The organism is Ilumatobacter sp., from assembly GCF_046290335.1.
GTDB lineage: Bacteria > Actinomycetota > Acidimicrobiia > Acidimicrobiales > Ilumatobacteraceae > Ilumatobacter_A.
In genome coordinates this window covers 156,739-176,277 of the sequence record NZ_JBKAGH010000005.1, presented here as the reverse complement: position 1 = coordinate 176,277, position 19,539 = coordinate 156,739, and the positions used below count along the sequence as shown (strand labels likewise).

Annotated in this window: 16 protein-coding genes; 13 read left to right on the top strand and 3 right to left on the bottom strand. The window is 66.0% G+C overall.

Going from position 1 to position 19,539, the window contains the following annotated elements:
- The first annotated feature begins 112 nt into the window (after positions 1 to 112).
- Together ACE37B_RS18575 and ACE37B_RS18570 are read left to right on the top strand one after the other, a co-directional pair.
- Positions 113 to 1,270: a hypothetical protein gene (locus ACE37B_RS18575; protein WP_409924828.1), complete on the top strand. Its 1,158-nt coding sequence runs from the start codon at positions 113 to 115 to the stop codon at positions 1,268 to 1,270.
- 54 nt (positions 1,271 to 1,324) lie between these two features.
- The gene (locus ACE37B_RS18570) at positions 1,325 to 2,605 is read left to right on the top strand and encodes an MFS transporter (RefSeq protein WP_409924827.1); all 1,281 of its coding nucleotides are present in this window, start codon (positions 1,325 to 1,327) and stop codon (positions 2,603 to 2,605) included.
- 3 nt (positions 2,606 to 2,608) lie between these two features.
- On the opposite strand, the gene ACE37B_RS18565 is transcribed toward ACE37B_RS18570, so the two are convergent.
- Together ACE37B_RS18565 and ACE37B_RS18560 are read right to left on the bottom strand one after the other, a co-directional pair.
- Positions 2,609 to 3,631, bottom strand: coding sequence for a hypothetical protein (locus ACE37B_RS18565; RefSeq protein WP_409924826.1), 1,023 nt, complete (start codon positions 3,629 to 3,631; stop codon positions 2,609 to 2,611).
- A 159-nt stretch (positions 3,632 to 3,790) separates the two neighbouring features.
- On the bottom strand, positions 3,791 to 4,735 hold the full coding sequence (locus ACE37B_RS18560; protein ID WP_409924825.1) for a DUF6576 domain-containing protein: 945 nt from the start codon (positions 4,733 to 4,735) through the stop codon (positions 3,791 to 3,793).
- A gap of 60 nt (positions 4,736 to 4,795) precedes the next feature.
- Here ACE37B_RS18560 and uvrC point away from each other — a divergent pair, with 60 nt between their 5' ends.
- Positions 4,796 to 6,772, top strand: a complete 1,977-nt coding sequence (gene uvrC / locus ACE37B_RS18555) for an excinuclease ABC subunit UvrC (RefSeq protein ID WP_409924824.1) — start codon at positions 4,796 to 4,798, stop codon at positions 6,770 to 6,772.
- 21 nt (positions 6,773 to 6,793) lie between these two features.
- On the opposite strand, the gene ACE37B_RS18550 is transcribed toward uvrC, so the two are convergent.
- Positions 6,794 to 7,702 carry an LLM class flavin-dependent oxidoreductase gene (locus tag ACE37B_RS18550; RefSeq protein ID WP_409924823.1) on the bottom strand — a complete coding sequence of 303 codons (909 nt, stop codon included), beginning with the start codon at positions 7,700 to 7,702 and terminating at the stop codon, positions 6,794 to 6,796.
- 85 nt (positions 7,703 to 7,787) lie between these two features.
- Here ACE37B_RS18550 and ACE37B_RS18545 point away from each other — a divergent pair, with 85 nt between their 5' ends.
- The 10 genes from ACE37B_RS18545 (at position 7,788) to ACE37B_RS18500 (ending at position 19,516) form a co-directional block, all read left to right on the top strand.
- On the top strand, positions 7,788 to 8,519 hold the full coding sequence (locus ACE37B_RS18545) for a class I SAM-dependent methyltransferase (protein WP_409924822.1): 732 nt from the start codon (positions 7,788 to 7,790) through the stop codon (positions 8,517 to 8,519).
- 83 nt (positions 8,520 to 8,602) lie between these two features.
- Entirely contained in the window at positions 8,603 to 9,448 is an 846-nt protein-coding gene (rapZ, locus tag ACE37B_RS18540) for an RNase adapter RapZ (protein ID WP_409924821.1), read from the top strand.
- Between the two features lie 293 nt (positions 9,449 to 9,741).
- Positions 9,742 to 10,755, top strand: a complete 1,014-nt coding sequence (gap, locus tag ACE37B_RS18535) for a type I glyceraldehyde-3-phosphate dehydrogenase (RefSeq protein ID WP_409924820.1) — start codon at positions 9,742 to 9,744, stop codon at positions 10,753 to 10,755.
- Positions 10,756 to 10,795: 40 nt separating this feature from the next.
- Positions 10,796 to 11,917 (top strand): phosphoglycerate kinase, encoded by a 1,122-nt coding sequence (locus ACE37B_RS18530; protein ID WP_409924978.1) that lies wholly within the window; start codon positions 10,796 to 10,798, stop codon positions 11,915 to 11,917.
- 54 nt (positions 11,918 to 11,971) lie between these two features.
- Positions 11,972 to 12,748 (top strand): triose-phosphate isomerase, encoded by a 777-nt coding sequence (tpiA, locus tag ACE37B_RS18525; RefSeq protein ID WP_409924819.1) that lies wholly within the window; start codon positions 11,972 to 11,974, stop codon positions 12,746 to 12,748.
- Between the two features lie 212 nt (positions 12,749 to 12,960).
- A complete protein-coding gene (locus ACE37B_RS18520) occupies positions 12,961 to 14,826 on the top strand; it encodes an ABC transporter substrate-binding protein (protein ID WP_409924818.1) in 1,866 nt (621 codons plus the stop codon).
- Positions 14,827 to 14,923: 97 nt separating this feature from the next.
- Positions 14,924 to 16,414, top strand: coding sequence for an ABC transporter permease (locus ACE37B_RS18515; RefSeq protein ID WP_409924817.1), 1,491 nt, complete (start codon positions 14,924 to 14,926; stop codon positions 16,412 to 16,414).
- Positions 16,411 to 17,391, top strand: a complete 981-nt coding sequence (locus ACE37B_RS18510; protein WP_409924816.1) for an ABC transporter permease — start codon at positions 16,411 to 16,413, stop codon at positions 17,389 to 17,391. Before ACE37B_RS18515 ends, ACE37B_RS18510 begins: the two co-directional genes overlap by 4 nt.
- A 38-nt stretch (positions 17,392 to 17,429) precedes the next feature.
- On the top strand, positions 17,430 to 18,461 hold the full coding sequence (locus tag ACE37B_RS18505; protein ID WP_409924977.1) for an ABC transporter ATP-binding protein: 1,032 nt from the start codon (positions 17,430 to 17,432) through the stop codon (positions 18,459 to 18,461).
- Positions 18,458 to 19,516, top strand: a complete 1,059-nt coding sequence (locus tag ACE37B_RS18500; protein ID WP_409924815.1) for an ABC transporter ATP-binding protein — start codon at positions 18,458 to 18,460, stop codon at positions 19,514 to 19,516. Before ACE37B_RS18505 ends, ACE37B_RS18500 begins: the two co-directional genes overlap by 4 nt.
- Positions 19,517 to 19,539: the final 23 nt, after the last annotated feature.

Here is a 19,539-nt window from a genome sequence, read left to right as displayed (position 1 = left end):
CGAGCGTCGACCTTCTGCGCAGGCCCACCGACGATATTCGTCGTGTGCCCGTCGGCAACTGTGCGACGATTCGGCGCCCGATCAGCAGATCGGCCGACGAAGGGACCGCATCATGTCATCCGACGAAGTCACCCAACTGCGTACCGAAGTCGATCGCTTGATGCGTCGACTGTCGGATCTGGAACGAGCGTCCGGGCTCGTCGACGACTCGCCTGACGATTCCGAACACGAGACGTCGATGGAACCGGACGGCGTGAGTCGTCGGCAGTGGGTCCGCGCAGCGGCCGCAGCGGCAGTGGGTGGAACGGCTGCGGTGGTCGCAGGTACCCGACCGGTCGCGGCTGCGTCGGGTGATCCGCTCGTGCTCGGACAGACCAACACCTCCGGCATCCGGACGCGAACCGATTACACCGGTGGCAGCGGAGGCATCGGACACCTTTTCCAGTCGGGTTCGGTGTTCTCCCTGAACACCGCGGCGTATCCGGCGGCGTTGGCCGGCTACACGACAGCAGAGAACCAGCCGAACGGCATCTACGGCTTCACCTCGGTACCGAGTGACACCGACACCGGCGCCTCGGCCGTGGTCGGCTTCGCCAACGGGGCGAACTCGACCGGCGTACGTGCCGAATCGACCACCGGCACGGCCGTTCGGGCCACCGGGGGCCGGTACGGCGTCGAAACCAGCGGCGACACCGCAGCCATGGTGCTGATTCCCACCGACTTCCGCCAGCCGACCGAGCTGACCGACTTCCACGCCGGTGGAGAGTTGTACGTCCGCGCCGCCTCCGATTCGGGGCTCGCAGTGGAGTTGTGGTTCTGCGTGGTCGGCGGGGAGCCGGGTGTCTGGACGCAGATCGCCGGGCCGAGCTTGCCCGGAACGTTTCGGTCGATCACGCCGACGCGTGTGTACGACTCGCGATCGCCATCACCACAACCTGGCGTGCTGGCAGCGGGTTCCAACCGCATCGTCGATCTCGCGGTGGCGCGCAATCTGACGACCGGTGCCGGGATCGGCACCGCGATTCCCGAGGGCGCCAACGCGATCGCGTTCAACCTGGCCATCGTCAACACGAGCGGCTCCGGCTTCTTGTCGGTGACGCCGAGTTTCGAGACAGCGGTCGGGGCAGCGACGATCAACTGGTCGCAGAGCGGCCAGATCCTCAACAACGGCAGCATCGTGGGCATCGGGACCGATCGCAAGGTCAAGGTGTTCGCTGGCGGTTCCGGCTCGACCAACTTCATCCTCGACGTCACCGGCTACTGGATCTGACTCCTTCGGGTCGAGCACTTCATCGTCCGGATGTCCGGCTGATAGACCATCTGAGTGACCGGCATCTCGAACCCCGTTGCTGCGGAGGCACCTCGCTCCCGGGATGAGCTGGAGGTACTGCAGCGACGGACGCTGATGTCGCTGCGGCTCACGCAGGTGCCCGGCCAGGCTGCGGTTGCGGGGATGGTCGCCGTGGTGTCGTTGCTGGCCGGCGATCTGCTGGGTTCGGATCGCCTGGCCGGCATGGGGAGCGCGTCGTTCACGTTGGGTGCCGCCCTGACCGCCATCCCACTGGCCGCCTACATGCGGCGACGAGGTCGTCGTCGCGGGCTCGCCCTCGCGTTGTTGATCGGCTCCGGTGGCTCAGCGGTCGCCGCCCTCGGCGGCGAGGTCCGCCTGTTTCCGGTGTTCGTCATCGGGATGATCGCCTTCGGAGCCGGCCAAGCGGCCACCCTCCAGCAGAGGTACGTGGCGGCCGACCTGGCGGAGCCGGCGCGCGCCGGCTCGGCCATCGCGGCGATCGTGTGGGTCGGCACGCTCGGTGCGGTGTTCGGGCCCCTGCTCACCCCGGTGGCCAAGGCGTTCGGCCGCTCCGTCGGTGTCGACGAACTGGTCGGCCCGTTCATCGTGGGTTCGATCCTGTTCGCCGTGTCGGCGGCGGTCGTGACGATTCGGCTCCGACCCGATCCGTTGGAAGTGCTCGGTACGATCGATCCTCACGCGGAGCGCGTGCGGCCGCTGCGTCAGGTCCGGGCGTCGTCGTCGGTCATCGCCTCGTCCGTCAACGCTCGCCTGGGACTCGTCGCGATGGCCATCTCGCAGGCCGCGATGGTCGGGGTGATGACGATGACCCCGCCGCACATGAAGGATCACGATCACGGCGACCTGAGCGCCTACGTGATCGCGTTGCACATCGTCGGGATGTACGCACTGGCACCGCTCGTCGGTCGCTTCAGTGATCGAGTCGGCCAGAACCAGGCGATCCGATACGGCGCGGTGATTCTCGGGTTGGGCACGATCAGCACGGTGATGGCCGGCTACGTGCCGGTGCTGATGTTCGTCGGGCTGTTCTTCCTCGGTCTGGGGTGGAACATCGGGATCATCGCCGGCTCCGCACTGTTGACCCGTTCGGTGCCCGCCGAGACGAGGGTGGAGGTGCAGGGCACTGCTGATCTCGCGATGAGTCTGTGTGGAGCGACCGCCGCGTTCGGCTCCGGGTTCGTGAAGGAGTCGTTCGGCTTCCACCTGCTCGCCAACGGCGCAGCGGGCCTCGCCGCCGCACTCCTGATCCTCGCCTGGTACACGAACCTCCGCCCCGTCACCCCAGTCCGATGAGCATCATCCGGTAGCGGCCGGACGATCCTCATCCCAAGATCCGCCCGGCCCGGTCCGGTGAGCATCATCCGGTAGCGGCCGGACGATCCTCATCGCAGCGCTGGTCGATCGCAGCGAGCGGTACTGGTGGATCGCATCGTCGAGTCGTGCGTCGAGCCGATGGGTGTAGTCGGCGGCAGAGATCCGGAACACGCTCCAGCCGTCAGCAGCAGCGCAGCGATCTCGTCGAACGTCGGACGCTCGGCCTGCCGTCTCCGCGTGCGTCGGGAAGACATCGACCTCGACGGCCCAGCGAACGTCGGGAACGGCGAGATCGAACCGGGCGGGGCCGTAGCCCGGAAGATCGACGGCGAACTGACGCACGAGTCCACGGACACCTCGGTCGCGCAGCAGGACCCCGACCCGCACCTCCGGGTCGGATTCGGCGGCCCCGCCATCCACACGGCGATCGAGCTGGCGGAGGTATCGGCGGACCCACGGTCGACGCCGTGCCCACGGCGCGGCAACCGCCCGCATGTCGGCTCCGGTCAGACCCCCGTCGTGCATGGCCTGTTCGATGATCGACAACAGTGCGTCGTCGGGTCGGGATCGTGCGAGGTCGAGCGCGGTTCGTTGACGAGTCGTGAGGCGGATGCCGTCAGGCCGCTGGATGATGTCGTCCGGGCGAATCGCGGCCGTTCGGTACACCTTCACCTCCGACGAACCGGCGGGTTGAGCCGCCGGGGGAGCGATGACGTGAAGCCGGCGGTCGGAGCCGAGACGACGGAATCCCCACAGCCGGCCGGCGCTCGGCCCCGCCACCGCAACGTGGGGCCTCGCGAGGCAGAGCGCCGCCGCCATGCTCTGCTCGGTGACCTGGACGCTCGGCGATCCGTAGCTTCCCTTGACGAGGCTGCGCAGTGCACCACGCAGCGAGAGGTGTTCGATCTCGCCGGCGGTCAGGCCGGTGCCGATCAACTGGTCGAGCGAGGCCACGCCGTGTTGGCGCGCGAACAGATCGTGAGCTGCGCTGGGCAGATAGGTCATCGTGAACTCCCGGGTGTGTGCGAACCAGGAGGGAGTCGGAATGCGCAACGTATCGACCATCGCCCGAACGACACGTCCGTCGCGGTCCGAGTCAGGCGCGATGAGGATGATCCGGTAGCGAACGGATGATGCTCATCGCGCCGGGGTGGGGGTGTGGGGTCAGCGGTTGCGGAGGCGTTTGCTGAGTTCGTTCAGCCGGGCCTTCTCGGTGCTGGAGAGCGAGTCCATCCCGTTGCTGCCGATCTTGTCGAGGAGGCCGTCGAGTTCGGCCTGGTCGGCGGCTGATGCCGGAGGCCGCAGCGGGGGCCCCGTGGGAGCCGACTGCGAGCCAGATTGCCACGGGCCATCCACCACACGTGAGCCGAGGTTGCCGTTCTTCGGGCGGCGCTTCGGCTTGGTCGGGCGCTGTTTGCGCGACGACCCCGAACTCGACCCGCCTGGTGCACCGCCGAGCGGAATGTGCGGGATCGGCCACGCGGTCGCCAAGCCGAGCGATCGGCCGATGCTGAGACCCGCAGCGATCGCCGACAGCATGAAGATGATCTGCCCGCCCGCCCGTGCGCCGGAGTACTGCAACAAGTTGAGCAACGTGAACACCGCAGCGATGCCCCACAGCGGGATGACCTCGAACCACCGCACGTTGGGGTATGTGCCGGCGTAGACCCAGATCCCGCACAGGAACAGGGTGCTGAGTCCGAAATTGACGCTGCCGAAATCGAGGCTGTCGGAGAATGCGCCGAGGATCGTCAACAGGATCGAGGGCACGAGCGTGACCGCAGCGATCCACACGATGAAACGGTTGCGGCCGAAGAGCCCTTCGAGCTGCTGGCCGAACACCCAGAAGAAGACGATGCCGAGCAGCGCAAAGAGATCGGGCTGCGTGGCGATCGGCCAGGTGAACAGCCGCCAGAACTGAAATCCCTCACGCACTTCGGGAGCGAAGAAGAGCAACTTCTCGAACAGCGAGAGGCTCGCGCCGTAGATGAACATCGTCGCGACGGCGAGCGCGCACAAGATGTCGACGGTGGTGGCGTCGTACTTGCCGACGCGCAACCATCCTTCGTTCGGGCGACGACGGAACATGGCGGCGAAGTACTGCGACATCAGCCCCCCACGGTATCCGCCGAACTGGTTGCTCGGTGGTCTCCCTATGCTCAAAACGTCATGAAACGACCACCCGCAGGGACGATTCCGGACGAGCCGGGTTCTTACCAGTTCAAGGACCGCAACGGGCGCGTCATCTACGTCGGGAAAGCGTCGAGCCTGCGCCAGCGGTTGTCGAACTACTTCCAGAACCCGCGCAACCTGCACCCACGCACCGCGCAGATGGTCGAGACCGCCGAGACCGTGGAGTGGACGATCGTCCGCAACGAGGTCGAGGCGCTCATGCTCGAGTACAGCCTGATCAAGGAGCACGACCCGCGCTTCAACGTCCGGTTGCGTGACGACAAGAGCTACCCGTTTCTCGCGGTCACCACTGACGACATCTGGCCGCGAGCGCTCGTCATGCGCGGACACAAACGCAAGGGCACCCGCTATTTCGGCCCGTACGCCCACGCGTATGCGATCCGCGACACGCTCGATCTGCTGTTGCGCAGCTTCCCGATCCGCACGTGCAGCCAGAACAAGTTCGACGAACACCAGCGGCTCGGTCGTCCGTGCCTGCTGTTCCACATCGAGAAGTGCGCAGGGCCGTGTGTCGGTGAGATCGAGGAGATGGAGTACCGCCAACTGGTCACCGAGTTGTGTGCGTTCCTCGACGGCGACACCGACGAGATCGTCAACCGACTCGAAGCCGACATGCGCGCGGCCGCGACCGATCTCGAGTTCGAGCGCGCTGCTCGTCTTCGCGATCGCCTCGACGCCGTCCGCAAGGCGATTGCCAAACAGCAGATGGTGGCCGACAAGAGCGAGGATCTCGACGTGTTCGGCATCGCCGAGGACGAACTCGAAGCGTCGGTGCAGGTGTTCTACGTGCGCAAGGGTCGCGTCGTCGGTCGCAAGGGCTTCATTCTCGACAAGGTGGAGGAACTCACGCCCGGCAAGATGATCGACCGCATCCTGGAGTCGATGTACGGCGAAGAGCCGGTCGTCGGGGTACCCAAGCAGGTGCTGGTGCCGTTCGAGGCCGACGACCGCGACACGTACGAACAGTGGCTGGAGATGATCCGCGGCTCGAAGGTCCAGGTCCGCGTGCCGCAGCGAGGTGACAAGCGAGCGCTCCTCGAGACCGTCACGCGTAACGCGAGAGAAGAGTTCACGCGTCACCGCCTCCGTCGGGCGAGCGACCACAACACGCGCAGTCGGGCCCTCACCGAGTTGCAGCACGCGCTCGATCTTCCCGAAGCCCCGCTGCGCATCGAGTGCTACGACATGGCGCACCTGCAAGGCACCGATTACGTGGGGTCGATGGTCGTGCTCGAGGACGGGTTGCCTGCCAAGCGGGAGTATCGACGCTTCAAGGTGAATGGTGTCGGTGGCGACGAGGTGGGTGGCAGTGACGACTACGCGGCGATGGCCGAGGTGGTTCGTCGGCGATTGCAGGCCTACATCGACGACCGCGATCGGCCGGTCGACGAGCGGACCGGCCCGGGCGACGACGACGTGCCGTCGAAGCAGCGCGAGCGCAAGCCGGGCAAGTTCGCGTACCCGCCGCAACTCCTGCTCGTCGACGGCGGCAAGGGGCAGGTCAGCGCAACGCAGCGTGTGGTCGAAGAGTTGGGCCTCGCCGACGAGATCCCCGTCGCCGGGCTCGCGAAGCGCTTCGAAGAGGTGTACGTGCCGGGTCGGTCGGAGCCGATCGAGATTCCTCGGGGGAGTGAGGCGCTCTTCATGCTGCAGCGCATCCGAGACGAAGCGCACCGCTTCGCCAACAGTTTCCATCGCGAGCGTCGCAGCAAACGGATGACCGTCAGCGCACTCGACGACATCCCTGGCCTCGGCGAGGTCCGCAAGAAGAAGCTGACCAAGGCCATGGGTGGCGTGAACGCGGTGAAGCGGGCGAGCCTCGACGACCTCAAGGCGCACTCGTTCCTGCCCGACGCCGTCGCTGAAGCCATCTTCGAGAAGTTCGCCTCGACGCCGGTCGATGCGCCGCGGACGCCCGACGCTCTGACTGACGACGCTCTGACTGACGACTGACGACCGTCTCTCGACGGCCGACTACAGCTGGGCCGCGAGGTCGGTGTGGAAACGGCGGTAGGCGTCGAGTCGTTCGTCGTGGGTGGCGCCGAGCGTGCCGTCGAAGAGGATGAACTCGTCGAAACCGTTCGCGGCGTAGCGCCCGAGTTGCTCGACGATGTGGGCGTCGGACCCGGCGATGGTGCGGTCGCCCATCGGCCCGGCGAGGGCCTGCTCGGCGACGCTTGCGTCGTCGGTCATCACGATCAGTGCCTGCACGGACGTGTGCATCGAGGCCGGATCGGTGCCGACCGACTCGCACGCGTCGACGAAGTCGCGTCGACGATCGGCGGCGAGATCGGGCGCGCCCCACGTGTTCCACTGCTGCGCGTGCCGAGCGGTGATGCGCAGCATGCGAGGGCTGCCGGTCCCGACGAGGATCGGCAGCTTCGGCTGGACGGGCTTGGGGTCACATGGTGCGTCGGTGAAGGTGTAGAAGTCGCCGTCGAAGCTGGTGCGTTCGTGGTCGAGGAGGGATCGGACGATCTGGATCGACTCCTCGAAGCGGCTGACACGTGCGCCCGGCGCTTCCAACTCGATGCCGTACGCAGCGTGTTCGTTGATCTGCCAGCCCGCGCCCAGTCCGAGCACGAAGCGGCCGTTCGACATCTGATCGATCGTGCCGGCGCGGTTCGCAAGCAGCGCCGGGTGGTGCACCGACGTCGGGGCGACGAGCGGGCCGAGCCGGATCCTGGAGGTGACCGCGGCGACGGCCGGCAGGATCGACCAACACTCGTGAACGTCTCCCGGCTTGAACGACTCGTCGCCGGTGTTGGGCATGTAGTGGTCGGCGTACCAGAGGCAGTACCAGCCGTCGTCGTCGGCCATGCGGGCGAGGTCGAGCACCTCCTGCGGGGATCGACTCGGGTTGGGCCACACGGAGAACTTCATGCTCGAACGGTACCGACATCCGCCCCGCGCAACGGCGACAGAGTGGGTCAGACCCACTCTGTCGCCTTCGCCCTACGCTGCCCGGGTGAGCGACGATCTCTGGGAGCAGCACGCGGACTGGTGGATCGAGGGATTCACCGACGGCGCCGATCCCGAGTACGAGGAGCAGATCCTCCCGTTGGCCGCGGCCGAGTTGGCGGGGGCACGACGGGTACTCGACATCGGTTGCGGCGACGGACAGATCAGTCGTCTCGCAGCCGGACAGGGAAGCACCGTGATCGGGATCGATCCCACGTGGAACTGTGTGCGCGTCGCCCGTGAGCGTGGTGGCGCGTCGTTCGTGCAGGCGGGAGCGGCGGCGTTGCCGTTCCCGGACGACGCGTTCGACGCCGTGATCGCCTGCCTCGTGTTCGAGCACATCGACGCCGTCGACGAGGCGATCGCAGAAGTCGCTCGCGTGCTGCAGCCGGGCGGCCGATTCAGCTTCTTCCTCAACCATCCGATCCTGCAGGCACCGGGGAGCGCGTGGGTCGACGATCACCTGGTCGATCCGCCCGAGCAGTACTGGCGGCTCGGCCCGTACCTCGACGAAGTGGAGACGGTCGAGCAGGTCGAACTCGGCGTGTGGATCCGCTTCATCCACCGACCGATGTCGCGCTATCTCAACACGCTCGCGGCCAACGGTCTGGTGCTGGAGCACATGGACGAGCCGGCACCGCCGTCGGGTTTCCGTGCGCAAGCGGCCGGCTACGAAGCGAGCGCCGCCTTCCCTCGGCTGTTGCACCTTCGCCTCCGACTCGACTCCGCCAGGCATTGACCGCCGACCCGTAACGGTTTGTGTCAGACACAAACCGTTACGGTCGCCGGGCGGGGTCGGTGGCGCGGGTACGGTGGGGAGCTGTGGCAGAGATCGTCTTGATCACCGGGCTCTCGGGGGCCGGACGATCGGGAGCCGCCGACGTGCTCGAAGATCTCGGGTTCTACGTGGTCGACAACATGCCGACCACGCTGATCGACACGATCGTGGACCTCGCAGCCAAGCCGGGCAGCGACATCGCGCAGCTCGCGCTGGTCGCCGGGCGCCAGCATCACGAACTCCTGGGCAAGATCGCCGAGATCCGTTCGAGCGGTCACCGGGTTCGTGTGCTGTTCCTCGATGCGACGACCGCGGAGATCGTCAGGCGCTACGACGCCACCCGGCGACGCCACCCACTCGCGGACGACGCCGCCGGCTTGGTCGAGTCGATCGAATTGGAGCGGTCGCAACTCGACCCGGTGCGAGGGGTTGCTGATCTGGCGATCGACACCACCGATCTCAACGTTCATCAGCTCAAGCAACGTCTGCTCGGGGCGTTCGACACCGATACCGACGCTCGCGTCCAGGTGTCGGTCGAGAGTTTCGGCTTCAAGCACGGCGTTCCGCTCGATGCCGACATCGTGATGGACGTCCGGTTCCTCCCGAATCCGCATTGGCAGGACGACCTGCGCCCACTGACCGGCCACGATCCGAAGGTGCGCGACCATGTGCTCGAGACCGCTGCAGGATCGGACTTCGTCGATCGGTTCGACGACCTGCTCGCGTCGCTGTTGCCGCAGTACGAAGCGGAAGGGCGGAGCTATCTCACCGTGGCGATCGGGTGCACCGGCGGTCGACATCGTTCGGTGGCCGTCTCAGAAGAACTCGCGGCGCGCCTGCGTCGACGCGGGGTGGCGGTGCGAACCTCGCACCGCGACGTCGGCCGCTGACGGTCGGCTCACGGCTGATTCCTGCGGGAGGACGGCCGGATGAAGGCCGTCGACGGTTGATCGGCGGTCCCGCTGATGATCCGGTTCGTCTCGTCGGCAGCGGGTGATCGGGAGTCGTTGCGCCCGAGCCGGAGGTTCGCCGCGTGGGTCCGCTCGACGCGGCTACAGTCGGGCCATGGCGGCGCTCTGCGTCGTAGCGACACGGTTGCTTCCGCCCCAGCATCGAAGACCCCCAACTCTCACTCCCTCGACCCGGTCGCAGCGCCGTCCGGACCAGCAAAGGAATCACTCACATGACAGTTCGCGTCGGCATCAACGGCTTCGGTCGCATCGGCCGCAACTTCTTCCGCGCCGCGAAGCAGCAGGGCGCCGATATCGACTTCGTCGCGGTGAACGATCTGGGATCGCTCGACACGATGGCGCACCTCTTGAAGTACGACTCCGTGCTCGGCGTGCTCCCCGACAACATCCGCGCGGTCAAGGGCGGGATCAAGGTCGGCGACGACACGCTGAAGGTACTCAGCGAACGCAACCCGGCCGACCTGCCGTGGGGGGACCTCGGCGTCGACGTGGTGATCGAGTCGACCGGCATCTTCAATACGCGTGACAAGGCCGCAGCCCACCTCGAAGGCGGCGCTCCGCTCGTCATCGTGTCTGCGCCCTGCACGGCTGCGGACGGCACGTTCGTGTACGGGGTCAACCACAAGGACTTCCGGATCAGTCAGCACAAGGTGATCTCCAACGCGAGCTGCACCACCAACTGCATCGTGCCGTTGGTCAAGGTGCTCGACGACGCGTTCGGTGTGGTCGAAGGTCTGATGACGACGGTCCACGCGTACACCGGCGACCAGTCGCTCGTCGACGGACCGCACAGCGACCTGCGTCGTGCGCGCGCCGCTGCGATCAACATCATCCCGACCTCGACGGGCGCTGCCCGTGCGACCGCGCTCGTGATGGAGTCGATGAAGGGCAAGCTGGACGGCGGGGCGCTGCGCGTGCCGGTGCCGACCGGTTCGCTCACCGACTTCACGGCGAACCTGAAGAAGCAGGCGAGCGTCGAGGAGATCAACGCGGCGTTTGCGAAGGCGGCCAAGTCGGGTCCGCTCAAGGGCGTGCTCAGCTACACCGAGGATCCGATCGTGTCGAGCGACATCGTCACCGACCCGTCGAGCTGCACGTTCGATGCGGGCATGACGATGGTCCAGGGCAAGATGGTCAAGGTCAACGGCTGGTACGACAACGAGTGGGGCTACTCGAACCGCCTCGTCGACATGGCCGTGTTCGCGGGCAGCAAAGTCAAGCGCTGACGTCTGCGCGGACGGGAGCGACGATCACCACATGAGCGAGATCCCCACTCTGGAGGATCTGGCGGCGAAGGTCGGGGACCTGACGGGCAAACGCGTGCTCGTCAGGACTGACTTCAACGTGCCGCTGGATCACGACGCCGATGGCGTCGCCACCATCACCGACGACTTCCGCATCCGTGCGGCGCTCCCGACGATCGAGTGGCTCGTCGAGCGCGGCGCCACCGTCGTCACGGCGAGCCATCTCGGTCGACCGAAGGGCGCGCCCGATCCGAAGTATTCGATGGATCCGGTGCGGGCACGGCTGGCCGAGCTCGCACCGAGTGTCGGACTGTTGGAGAACCTTCGGTTCGATCCGGGCGAGACGGCGAACGATCCGGCATTCGTCGATCGGTTGGTCGACGGCATCGATGCCTACGTCAACGACGCGTTCGGTGCCTCGCATCGTGCGCACGCCTCGATCGTGGGCCCGCCGCAGCGGGTGCCGTCGGCGATGGGTCGCCTGCTGCAACGCGAGGTGGAGGTGCTCCTCGGCTTGCGGAACAAGCCGAAGCATCCCTTCGTCGCGGTGCTGGGCGGGGCCAAGATCTCCGACAAGCTCGGCGTGATCGAGGCCCTGTTGGAAACCGTCGATGCGATCGTCATCGGCGGAGCGATGTGCTTCACGTTCTTCGCGGCGCAGGGCAAGCCGATCGGCGCGTCGCTGTTCGAGCCCGACATGGTCGAGACCTGCCGGGGGTTGCTCGAGAAGGCCGCGGCGATGGGCAAGACGATCCATCTGCCCGATGACATCACCGGCACCGACGCCGACGGCAACTTCGCGCAGTTCGGGTCGCGCCTGGGCGACGGTTCGATCGGCTACGACATCGGCCCGGGCTCGGCTGCTGCGTTCACCGATGTGATCATGGATGCCCGCATGGTGTTCTGGAACGGCCCGATGGGCATGTTCGAAGACGAACGCTTCGCGTCGGGAACCCGCACCGTCGCTCAGGCGATGGCCGACACGAAGGCGTTCACCGTCGTCGGCGGCGGCGACTCTGCGGCCGCGTTGGCGCAGTTCAAGCTCGACGACGAGGTCGACCACGTGTCGACCGGTGGCGGCGCCAGTCTCGAACTCCTCGAGAACGGCGACCTGCCCGGCCTCGCCGCGCTCCGCCACGACTGAACCACCCAAAGGTCATGGTGCCAGGCACGATGACCTTCTCTTGCAAGGAACGACATGACCCGGACACCCCTCATCAGCGGCAACTGGAAGATGAACCTCAACCACTTCGAGGCGATCCAGGTGGTGCAGAAACTGCACTATCTCGTCCCGAAGGAGACCTTCGAGGCCGTCGACGTGTCGATCCACCCGCCGTTCACCGACATCCGCTCGGTGCAGACGTTGATCGAGAGCGAGGATCTGGCGTTCTCGATCGGTGCGCAGCACTGCCACTTCGAAGACACGGGGGCCTTCACCGGCGAGGTCTCGCCGGCGTTCCTCCAGAAGCTCAACGTCGAGTACGTGATCTGCGGCCACAGCGAGCGGCGGGAACTCTTCGGCGAAACCGACGAGATGGTCAACGCCAAGGTGCTCGCGATCTTGAAGCACTCGATGACGCCCATCATGTGCTGCGGTGAGACGCTGGAGGAGCGCGAAGCAGGGGAGACCACCTCGAAGGTGCTCGGCCAGATCGAGGCGGGTCTTGCTGGTGTGTCGAACGACCAGATCGCCTCGCTCGTCATCGCGTACGAGCCGATCTGGGCGATCGGTACCGGCAAGACCGCGACCGCCGACGACGCCCAGACAGTGTGCGCCGAGATTCGTGCCAAGGTCCGCGAGTCGGCCGGAGACGCCGCCGCCGACGCCGTGCGCATCCAGTACGGCGGATCGGTGAAGGCGGCAAATGCGGCGGAACTGATGGCGCAGCCTGACATCGACGGCGCGCTCGTCGGAGGCGCAAGCCTGGACCCCGACGAGTTCGCTCGCCTGATCCAGTTCAGCGCACCGGAGTGACGGTCGCAGACCTTTCGGACGCGTTGACATTTCACACGGCCGATACGAGATGGCCTACCACGCGGTAGCAATCGCTGTTATGGTCGTCGAACCTTCGAACACCGGGGAGGAGTTCGAAGGCGACGGATGCTGTTGAGCGCTGGCTTACCGCCAGCCGATTCCTGCATCTCGATCCAACCTCCCCTTCTGTATCCCATCAGGAGGAAATTCACGTGAACACCACTCGCCGGAGCCACAAGCTCCTTGCGCTGACAGCAGCGTCGGCGCTCGTATTCGCTGCCTGCGGTAGCGACGACGACGATTCGACCGGCTCGGAAGAGCCTGCCGAAGACACCACCGAGGAGCCCGCGGAAGACACCGAGGAGCCCGCAGAAGACACCGAGGAGCCCGCGGAAGACACCGAGGAGCCCGCCGAGGACACCGAGGAGCCCGCGGAAGACACCGAGGAGCCCGCTGGAAACGTCTTCACCTACGCCAACGCGCAGGAGTTCAGCAACTACAACAACAACCTGGGCACCAGCAACTCGGTCAAGAACGGCATCATTCTCAACGAGGTGCAGCCGAGCCCGTACAACTTCGCCGGACCCGACGGTGGCCTGGCACTCAACGAAGAGCTGATGACCTCGGTCACGCTGGTCAGTGACTCCCCGCAGACGATCGAGTACGTCGTGAACCCGGCTGCGGTCTGGTCCGACGGTGAGCCCATCGACTGTGACGACTTCCAGCTCCAGTACCACGCCAACAACGGCCTGTACTTCCAGCTCGACGACGCCGGCGAACCCGTCGTCGACGAAGAGAGCGGCGTCGAAGTCTTCTTGTTCGACCTCGTCGGTACCACCGGCTACGAGTCGCTGTCGGAAGTCACCTGTTCCGAAGACGGCAAGACGATCACCGCCGTCTACGACCAGCCGTACTCCGACTGGCAGTCGCTGTTCGGCGGTCAGGTTCCGGCCCACGTCATCGAGCGTGAAGCCGGCGTCGACGACCTCGTCGCAGCGTTCGAAGGCGGCGACCGTGCCGCGATCGAGGCCATCGCCGAGGCGTACAACACCCTCTACACCGTCGACCCGGGCACCATCAACGCCGACACGATGCTGTCGGGCGGCCCGCTCGCCTTCGGTTCGTGGGAAGCCGGTCAGAGCCTGACCCTCGTTCCGAACGAGGCCTACTGGGGCACCCCGGCAGCCAGCACCGTGACCGTTCGCTACATCGCCGAAGAAGCGCAGGCTCAGGCCCTCGCCAACGGCGAAGTGAACGCCATGGACCCGCAGCCGAACCCTGACCTCCTCGGCCAGCTCGAAGCAGCTGACGGCGTCGTCGTCGAGCCGGGTGGCACCTACATCTGGGAGCACTTCGACTTCAACTTCAACAACGAGGCGTTCCAGGACTTCCGCGTTCGCGAAGCGTTCGCGCTGTGCCTGCCCCGTCAGCAGATGGTCGACAACTTGATCGTGCCGCTGCAGCCCGATGCGCAGGTTCTCAACAACCGTTGGATCCAGCCGTTCGAAGAGGGCTACACCGACACCTCGGGTGGCCTGTACGACGTCGTCGACCTCGAGCGTTCGGCTGCACTCCTCGAAGAGGCCGGCCAGACCGGTCTCGAAGTCCGCATCGGCTGGTTCGACAACGGCGGCAACCTGCGCCGTACGAACCAGGTCGCGCTGACCATCGAGAGCTGCAACGAAGCCGGCTTCAACGTCGTCGACGCCGGCTCGGAGACCTTCTTCGACGTCGAGCTCGCCGCCGGTGACTGGGACATCGCCATGTTCGCATGGGCCGGTAGCCCGCTCAAGAGCGGTGCGGTCTCGACCTACCGTCCGGGCGAAGGCAACAACGTCGGCAACATCGACATCCCCGAGATCCAGCCGATCATGGACGAGCTCCTCATCACGCCGGACCCGGTCCGTCAGAACGAGCTCGCCAACGAGATCGACACGATCCTCTGGCAGGAACTCGCCACCATCCCGGTGTTCAGCTTCCCGGGCGTGGTCGCATACTCCGACAACGCCGAGAACGTCATCTACAACCCGTCGCAGAACGGGTTGACGTTCAACGCCTCGCAGTGGGCGCTGAGCTGATCACAGCGCTGTCGAGCGACGGTTCGCCGTCGCTGTGACCTGAGTACGACGATGGGGGTTGCCTTCGGGCAGCCCCCATCCCGTGCCCCAGTGCCTCATGTTCTTCTTCATTCTCCGACGCTTGCTCGTCTCGCTGCCCATCTTGTTGGCCTCGAGCATCCTCACCTTCTTCCTGGTCACGATCTCCGGCGACCCGCTCTCCGACCTGCGGATCTCGACCAACCCCAACCGTGACCAACTGATCGCCGCGCGTCGGCGCGTGTTGCGTCTCGACGATCCGTTCTTCGAGCGGTACTTCGACTGGCTGACCGGACTGTTCCGTCTCGACTTCGGCCAGAACCGCGAGGGCCAGAACGTCTCGGTGCTGCTCGGTCAGGCGATCGAAACCACCATGCGCCTCGTGGTCTTGGCGACGATCCTGTCGATCGGCCTCGGGATCGCCGTCGGTATCATCACCGCCGTACGCCAGTACAGCGGCCTCGACTACGTCTCGACCTTCACGGCGTTCCTGTTCTTCTCGCTCCCGGTCTTCTGGGTGGCTGTGCTCCTCAAGGAGTTCGGAGCCATCAAGTTCAACGACTTCCTCCAAGCTCCGGGGCTCTCCACCACCGGCATCGGGATATTGACCGGGTTGGCGGCCGCCACCGCGGCCGGTCTCGTCGTCGGCAACCGAGGTCGACGTCTGCTCGCTGCGGCGATCGTCGGTGCGATCAATCTCGTGGTGCTGCTGATCGTCGACGCGACCGATTGGATGACCAACCCTGGCCTGTCGCCGATCGCTGTCACGGTGCTCGCCGCGGGAGCCGGTGTGCTCGCTGCAGCGATCTACGCACCGCTGTCGAACCAGCGGGTGCTCGCCGCTGGTCTCGCCGCCGCTGGCGTCGGCCTGTTCGGCGCACTCGCGTTCTCGTCGTGGATCGAGAATCCCGACTGGACGCAGATGATGGTCCTTCTCGTGCTCTCGCTCGGGACCGGCGCGGCCGTCGGCGGACTCGTCGGCGGAGAGGTCGATCGCCGCGCCTCGGTCACCACCGGCTTGGCGTCGACGGTGTTCGTCGGTGGCATCATCTTGTTCGACCAGTTCATCTCGGCCTGGACCCCCGGCCGCACGATCGGCACGATCGGCCCCCAGACCCCGAACCTCACGGGAACGTACTGGGAACGCATGGTCGATTACGCCGGCCACCAGATCCTGCCGTCACTGGCGCTCGCACTGATCGGCTACGCCACGTTCATGCGCTTCACCCGCTCGTCGATGCTCGACACGCTGAAGTCCGATTACGTCCGCACGGCCAAGGCCAAGGGTCTGCCGGCCACCCAGGTCATCCTGCGTCACGCGTTCCGCACGGCGCTGATCCCGGTGATGACGGTGGTCACGATCAGCTTCGCGACGATCATCGAAGGCGCCGTCATCACCGAGACGGTCTTCGGATGGCGAGGCATGGGCTTGCTCTTCGTCGAAGGTCTCGCCGAGGTCGACCCGTACCCCGTGATGGGCTTCCTCGTCGTGGTCTCGGTATCGATCGTGCTGCTCAACGCCATTGCCGACATCTTGTACGCCTACCTCGACCCGAGGATCCGCCGATGACCGCTCCCATCGCTGACAACCTTCCGGCGTCTGACGGCCCGCCCGACTCCTTGCTCGATTCGAGCGAGGGCATGTCGGTGAAGGCTCGCACGCAGTGGCAGTTGATCGCTCGCCGATTCTTCCGCCATCGGCTCGCGATGAGTTCGCTCGCCGTGCTGATCGGCGTGGTGATCCTGTCGTACGTCGGTCTGTGGTTCTGGGATCTTCCGTACAACCGGAGTGGCACCGTGCAGAACCGTGGTCGCCCCACCCTCGACCTCATCCCGTGGCTCGACGGTGATGGCCTCATGATGGGCAAGCACCCGTTCGGCCAGGATGACATCGGCCGCGACTACTTCGCGGTCACGTTGAAGGGCGCGCAGGGCAGCATCACGATCGCGCTGCTGTCGGGATTGATCGCGACCACGATCGGTACCGTCGTCGGGGCCCTCGCCGGGTTCTACCGCGGTGCGGTCGACTCGGTGCTGATGCGCATCGTCGACGTGCTGTTCACGATCCCGCTGCTCGTCGTGGTCGCCGTGCTCGGTCGTCGGATGGACCCCGAGGGCAACCTGCTGCTCGGTGCGTTCATCATCGCCTGCCTCGCCTGGCTGACCACGGCTCGGGTCATCCGAGCAGAGTTCATGTCGCTGCGCGAAAAAGAGTTCGTCGAGGCAGCTCGCGCGCTCGGAGCGTCCAATCGCCGGATCATCTGGAAGCACATCATGCCCAACGTGATCGGGTCGGTGATCGTGTCGGCGACGCTGCTGATCTCGGCAGCGATCCTCGTCGAGGCGGCATTGTCGTTCCTCGGGTTCGGCGTGTCTGAGTTCTCCCTCGGCCGCCTCGTGCAGACCTATCGGGCGGCGTTCAACGTGCGTCCGTGGCTGTTCTGGTGGCCGGGCCTGTTCATCATCGTGGTGGCGCTGACGATCAACTTCATCGGTGACGGTCTGCGCGACGCGTTCGACCCCAAGCAGACTCGAGTCCGCCAGTGACCGCCGACGCTCTCGACGCGACGAACCCCGATGAAGCGATGGGCGACGACATCTTGTTGCGCGTCGAAGATCTCTCGGTGTCGTTCCCGACCGAAGACGGCGTCGTCGAAGCAGTCCGCGGCGTGTCGTACGAGGTTCGACGCAACGAGGTGTTCGCGATCGTCGGGGAGTCGGGAAGCGGCAAGTCGGTGTCGTCGATGGCGCTGCTCGGCCTGCTTCCGCGCACGGCGCGGATCTCGGGGCGGGCTCGGTATCTCGGCGACGACCTGCTCGGACGGCCCGATCGTGAGGTCCGCAAGTTGCGCGGCAGCCGGATCTCGATGATCTTCCAGGATCCGATGACGTCGCTGAATCCGGTGTACACCGTGGGACGCCAGTTGGCCGAAGCGGTGCTGGCGCACCATCGGGTCGCTCCCAAGGTCGCTCGTGCCCGCGCGGTCGAGATGCTCGACCTGGTCGGCATTCCTCAGGCGAGTCGCCGCGCGAAGAGTTACCCGCACGAGTTCTCCGGCGGGATGCGCCAGCGCGTGATGATCGCTATGGCGATCATCAACGACCCCGACATCATCATCGCCGACGAGCCCACGACGGCCCTCGACGTGACCGTGCAGGCACAGGTGCTCGAGACCCTGCTCGAGGTGAAGGATCAGGTCGGCGCGGCCATCGTGTTGATCACCCATGACCTCGGCGTCGTCGCCGGTGTCGCCGACCGTGTGGGTGTGATGTACGCCGGTCGCTTCGTCGAGACGGGCGCGGTCGACCAGATCTTCAGCGAGAGTCGGATGCCGTACACGGCGGGGCTGCTCGGGTCGATCCCCGAACTCGAGTCGGACGCCGAGCACCTGATCCCGATCCCGGGTGCGCCACCGACGCTCATCAACGTGCCGTCGGCGTGCATGTTCGCGCCGCGGTGCCCGATCGCGACCGATCGGTGTCGCACGGAGGAGCCGGCGTTGATCGAGACGGACCAGCCCGGGCATCTGGCCGCTTGTTACCACGTCGATCAGGTGATGGCCTTGCCGGATCCGCGCTCGCTGTTCGACGCTTCGCATCGGGGAGGTGAGCGATGAGCAAGCTCGTCGAGGTCCAGGACCTGGTCAAGGAGTTCCCGATCAAGGGTGACGGTCTGTTCCAGCGAGTCGTCGACCGCGTCCAAGCGGTGTCGGGCGTCTCGTTCGAGATCGATCGTGGCGAGACGCTCGGACTCGTGGGTGAGTCGGGGTCGGGCAAGAGTACGGCCGGCCGTGCGATCCTGCGTCTGCACGAACCGACGTCGGGCTCGGTGCGTTTCGACGGCCGCGAGGTCACCGAGGTCGACGGCAAGGAACTGCAGTCGCTGCGCCAGCAGATGCAGATCGTGTTCCAGGATCCGTATGCCTCACTGAACCCGAAGCTGCCGGTGAACGACATCATCGGCGAACCGTTCGTGATCCATCGCCGTTCGATGAGTCGTCAGGAACGCAAGTCGAAGGTCGCGGATCTGCTGTCGGCTGTCGGGCTCCAGCCCGAGCACGGCAACCGGTATCCGCACGAGTTCTCCGGTGGGCAACGTCAGCGCATCGGTATCGCCCGGGCGATTGCGCTCGACCCGGACTTCATCGTGCTCGACGAGCCGGTGTCGGCGCTCGACGTGTCGGTACAGGCCGGTGTCGTCAACCTGCTGCGCGACATCCAGCGCGAGCGCGGGATCGCGTATCTGTTCATCGCGCACGACCTGTCTGTGGTTCGCCACGTGTCGGACCGGATCGCCGTGATGTATCTCGGCAAGATCATGGAGATCGGCGATCGCCAGCCGCTGTACTCGCAGCCGGCGCACCCCTACACGAGGGCGTTGATGTCGGCGGTGCCGGTGGCCGACCCGACGCGTGAGCGTGAACGTGAGCGCATCGTGTTGGAAGGTGACGTGCCGTCACCGATCAACCCGCCGTCGGGCTGTCGATTCCGCACTCGCTGCTGGCGTGCGACCGAGTTGTGTGAGCGCGAAGAACCGCAACTGGTCGAGCACGTACCGGGTCTGCTCACCGCGTGTCACCATCCCATCCTGGGCGACGACGTGCGATCGGTGTCAGTCGCCGGTGCGACCGCCGAGTCGGCCGACGACGAGTCGTGGTCGGCGCCGAGCTGACCTGCTGACCGTCGCCGCACATG

Coding starts and splice junctions, on each gene's coding strand:
- ACE37B_RS18575 (WP_409924828.1), top strand. CDS start 113: ATGTCATCCGACGAAGTCACCCAACTGCGTACCGAAGTCGATCGCTTG.
- ACE37B_RS18565 (WP_409924826.1), bottom strand. CDS start 3,631: ATGACCTATCTGCCCAGCGCAGCTCACGATCTGTTCGCGCGCCAACAC.
- ACE37B_RS18560 (WP_409924825.1), bottom strand. CDS start 4,735: ATGTCGCAGTACTTCGCCGCCATGTTCCGTCGTCGCCCGAACGAAGGA.
- uvrC (WP_409924824.1), top strand. CDS start 4,796: ATGAAACGACCACCCGCAGGGACGATTCCGGACGAGCCGGGTTCTTAC.
- ACE37B_RS18550 (WP_409924823.1), bottom strand. CDS start 7,702: ATGAAGTTCTCCGTGTGGCCCAACCCGAGTCGATCCCCGCAGGAGGTG.
- gap (WP_409924820.1), top strand. CDS start 9,742: ATGACAGTTCGCGTCGGCATCAACGGCTTCGGTCGCATCGGCCGCAAC.
- tpiA (WP_409924819.1), top strand. CDS start 11,972: ATGACCCGGACACCCCTCATCAGCGGCAACTGGAAGATGAACCTCAAC.
- ACE37B_RS18515 (WP_409924817.1), top strand. CDS start 14,924: ATGTTCTTCTTCATTCTCCGACGCTTGCTCGTCTCGCTGCCCATCTTG.
- ACE37B_RS18510 (WP_409924816.1), top strand. CDS start 16,411: ATGACCGCTCCCATCGCTGACAACCTTCCGGCGTCTGACGGCCCGCCC.
- ACE37B_RS18505 (WP_409924977.1), top strand. CDS start 17,430: ATGGGCGACGACATCTTGTTGCGCGTCGAAGATCTCTCGGTGTCGTTC.
- ACE37B_RS18500 (WP_409924815.1), top strand. CDS start 18,458: ATGAGCAAGCTCGTCGAGGTCCAGGACCTGGTCAAGGAGTTCCCGATC.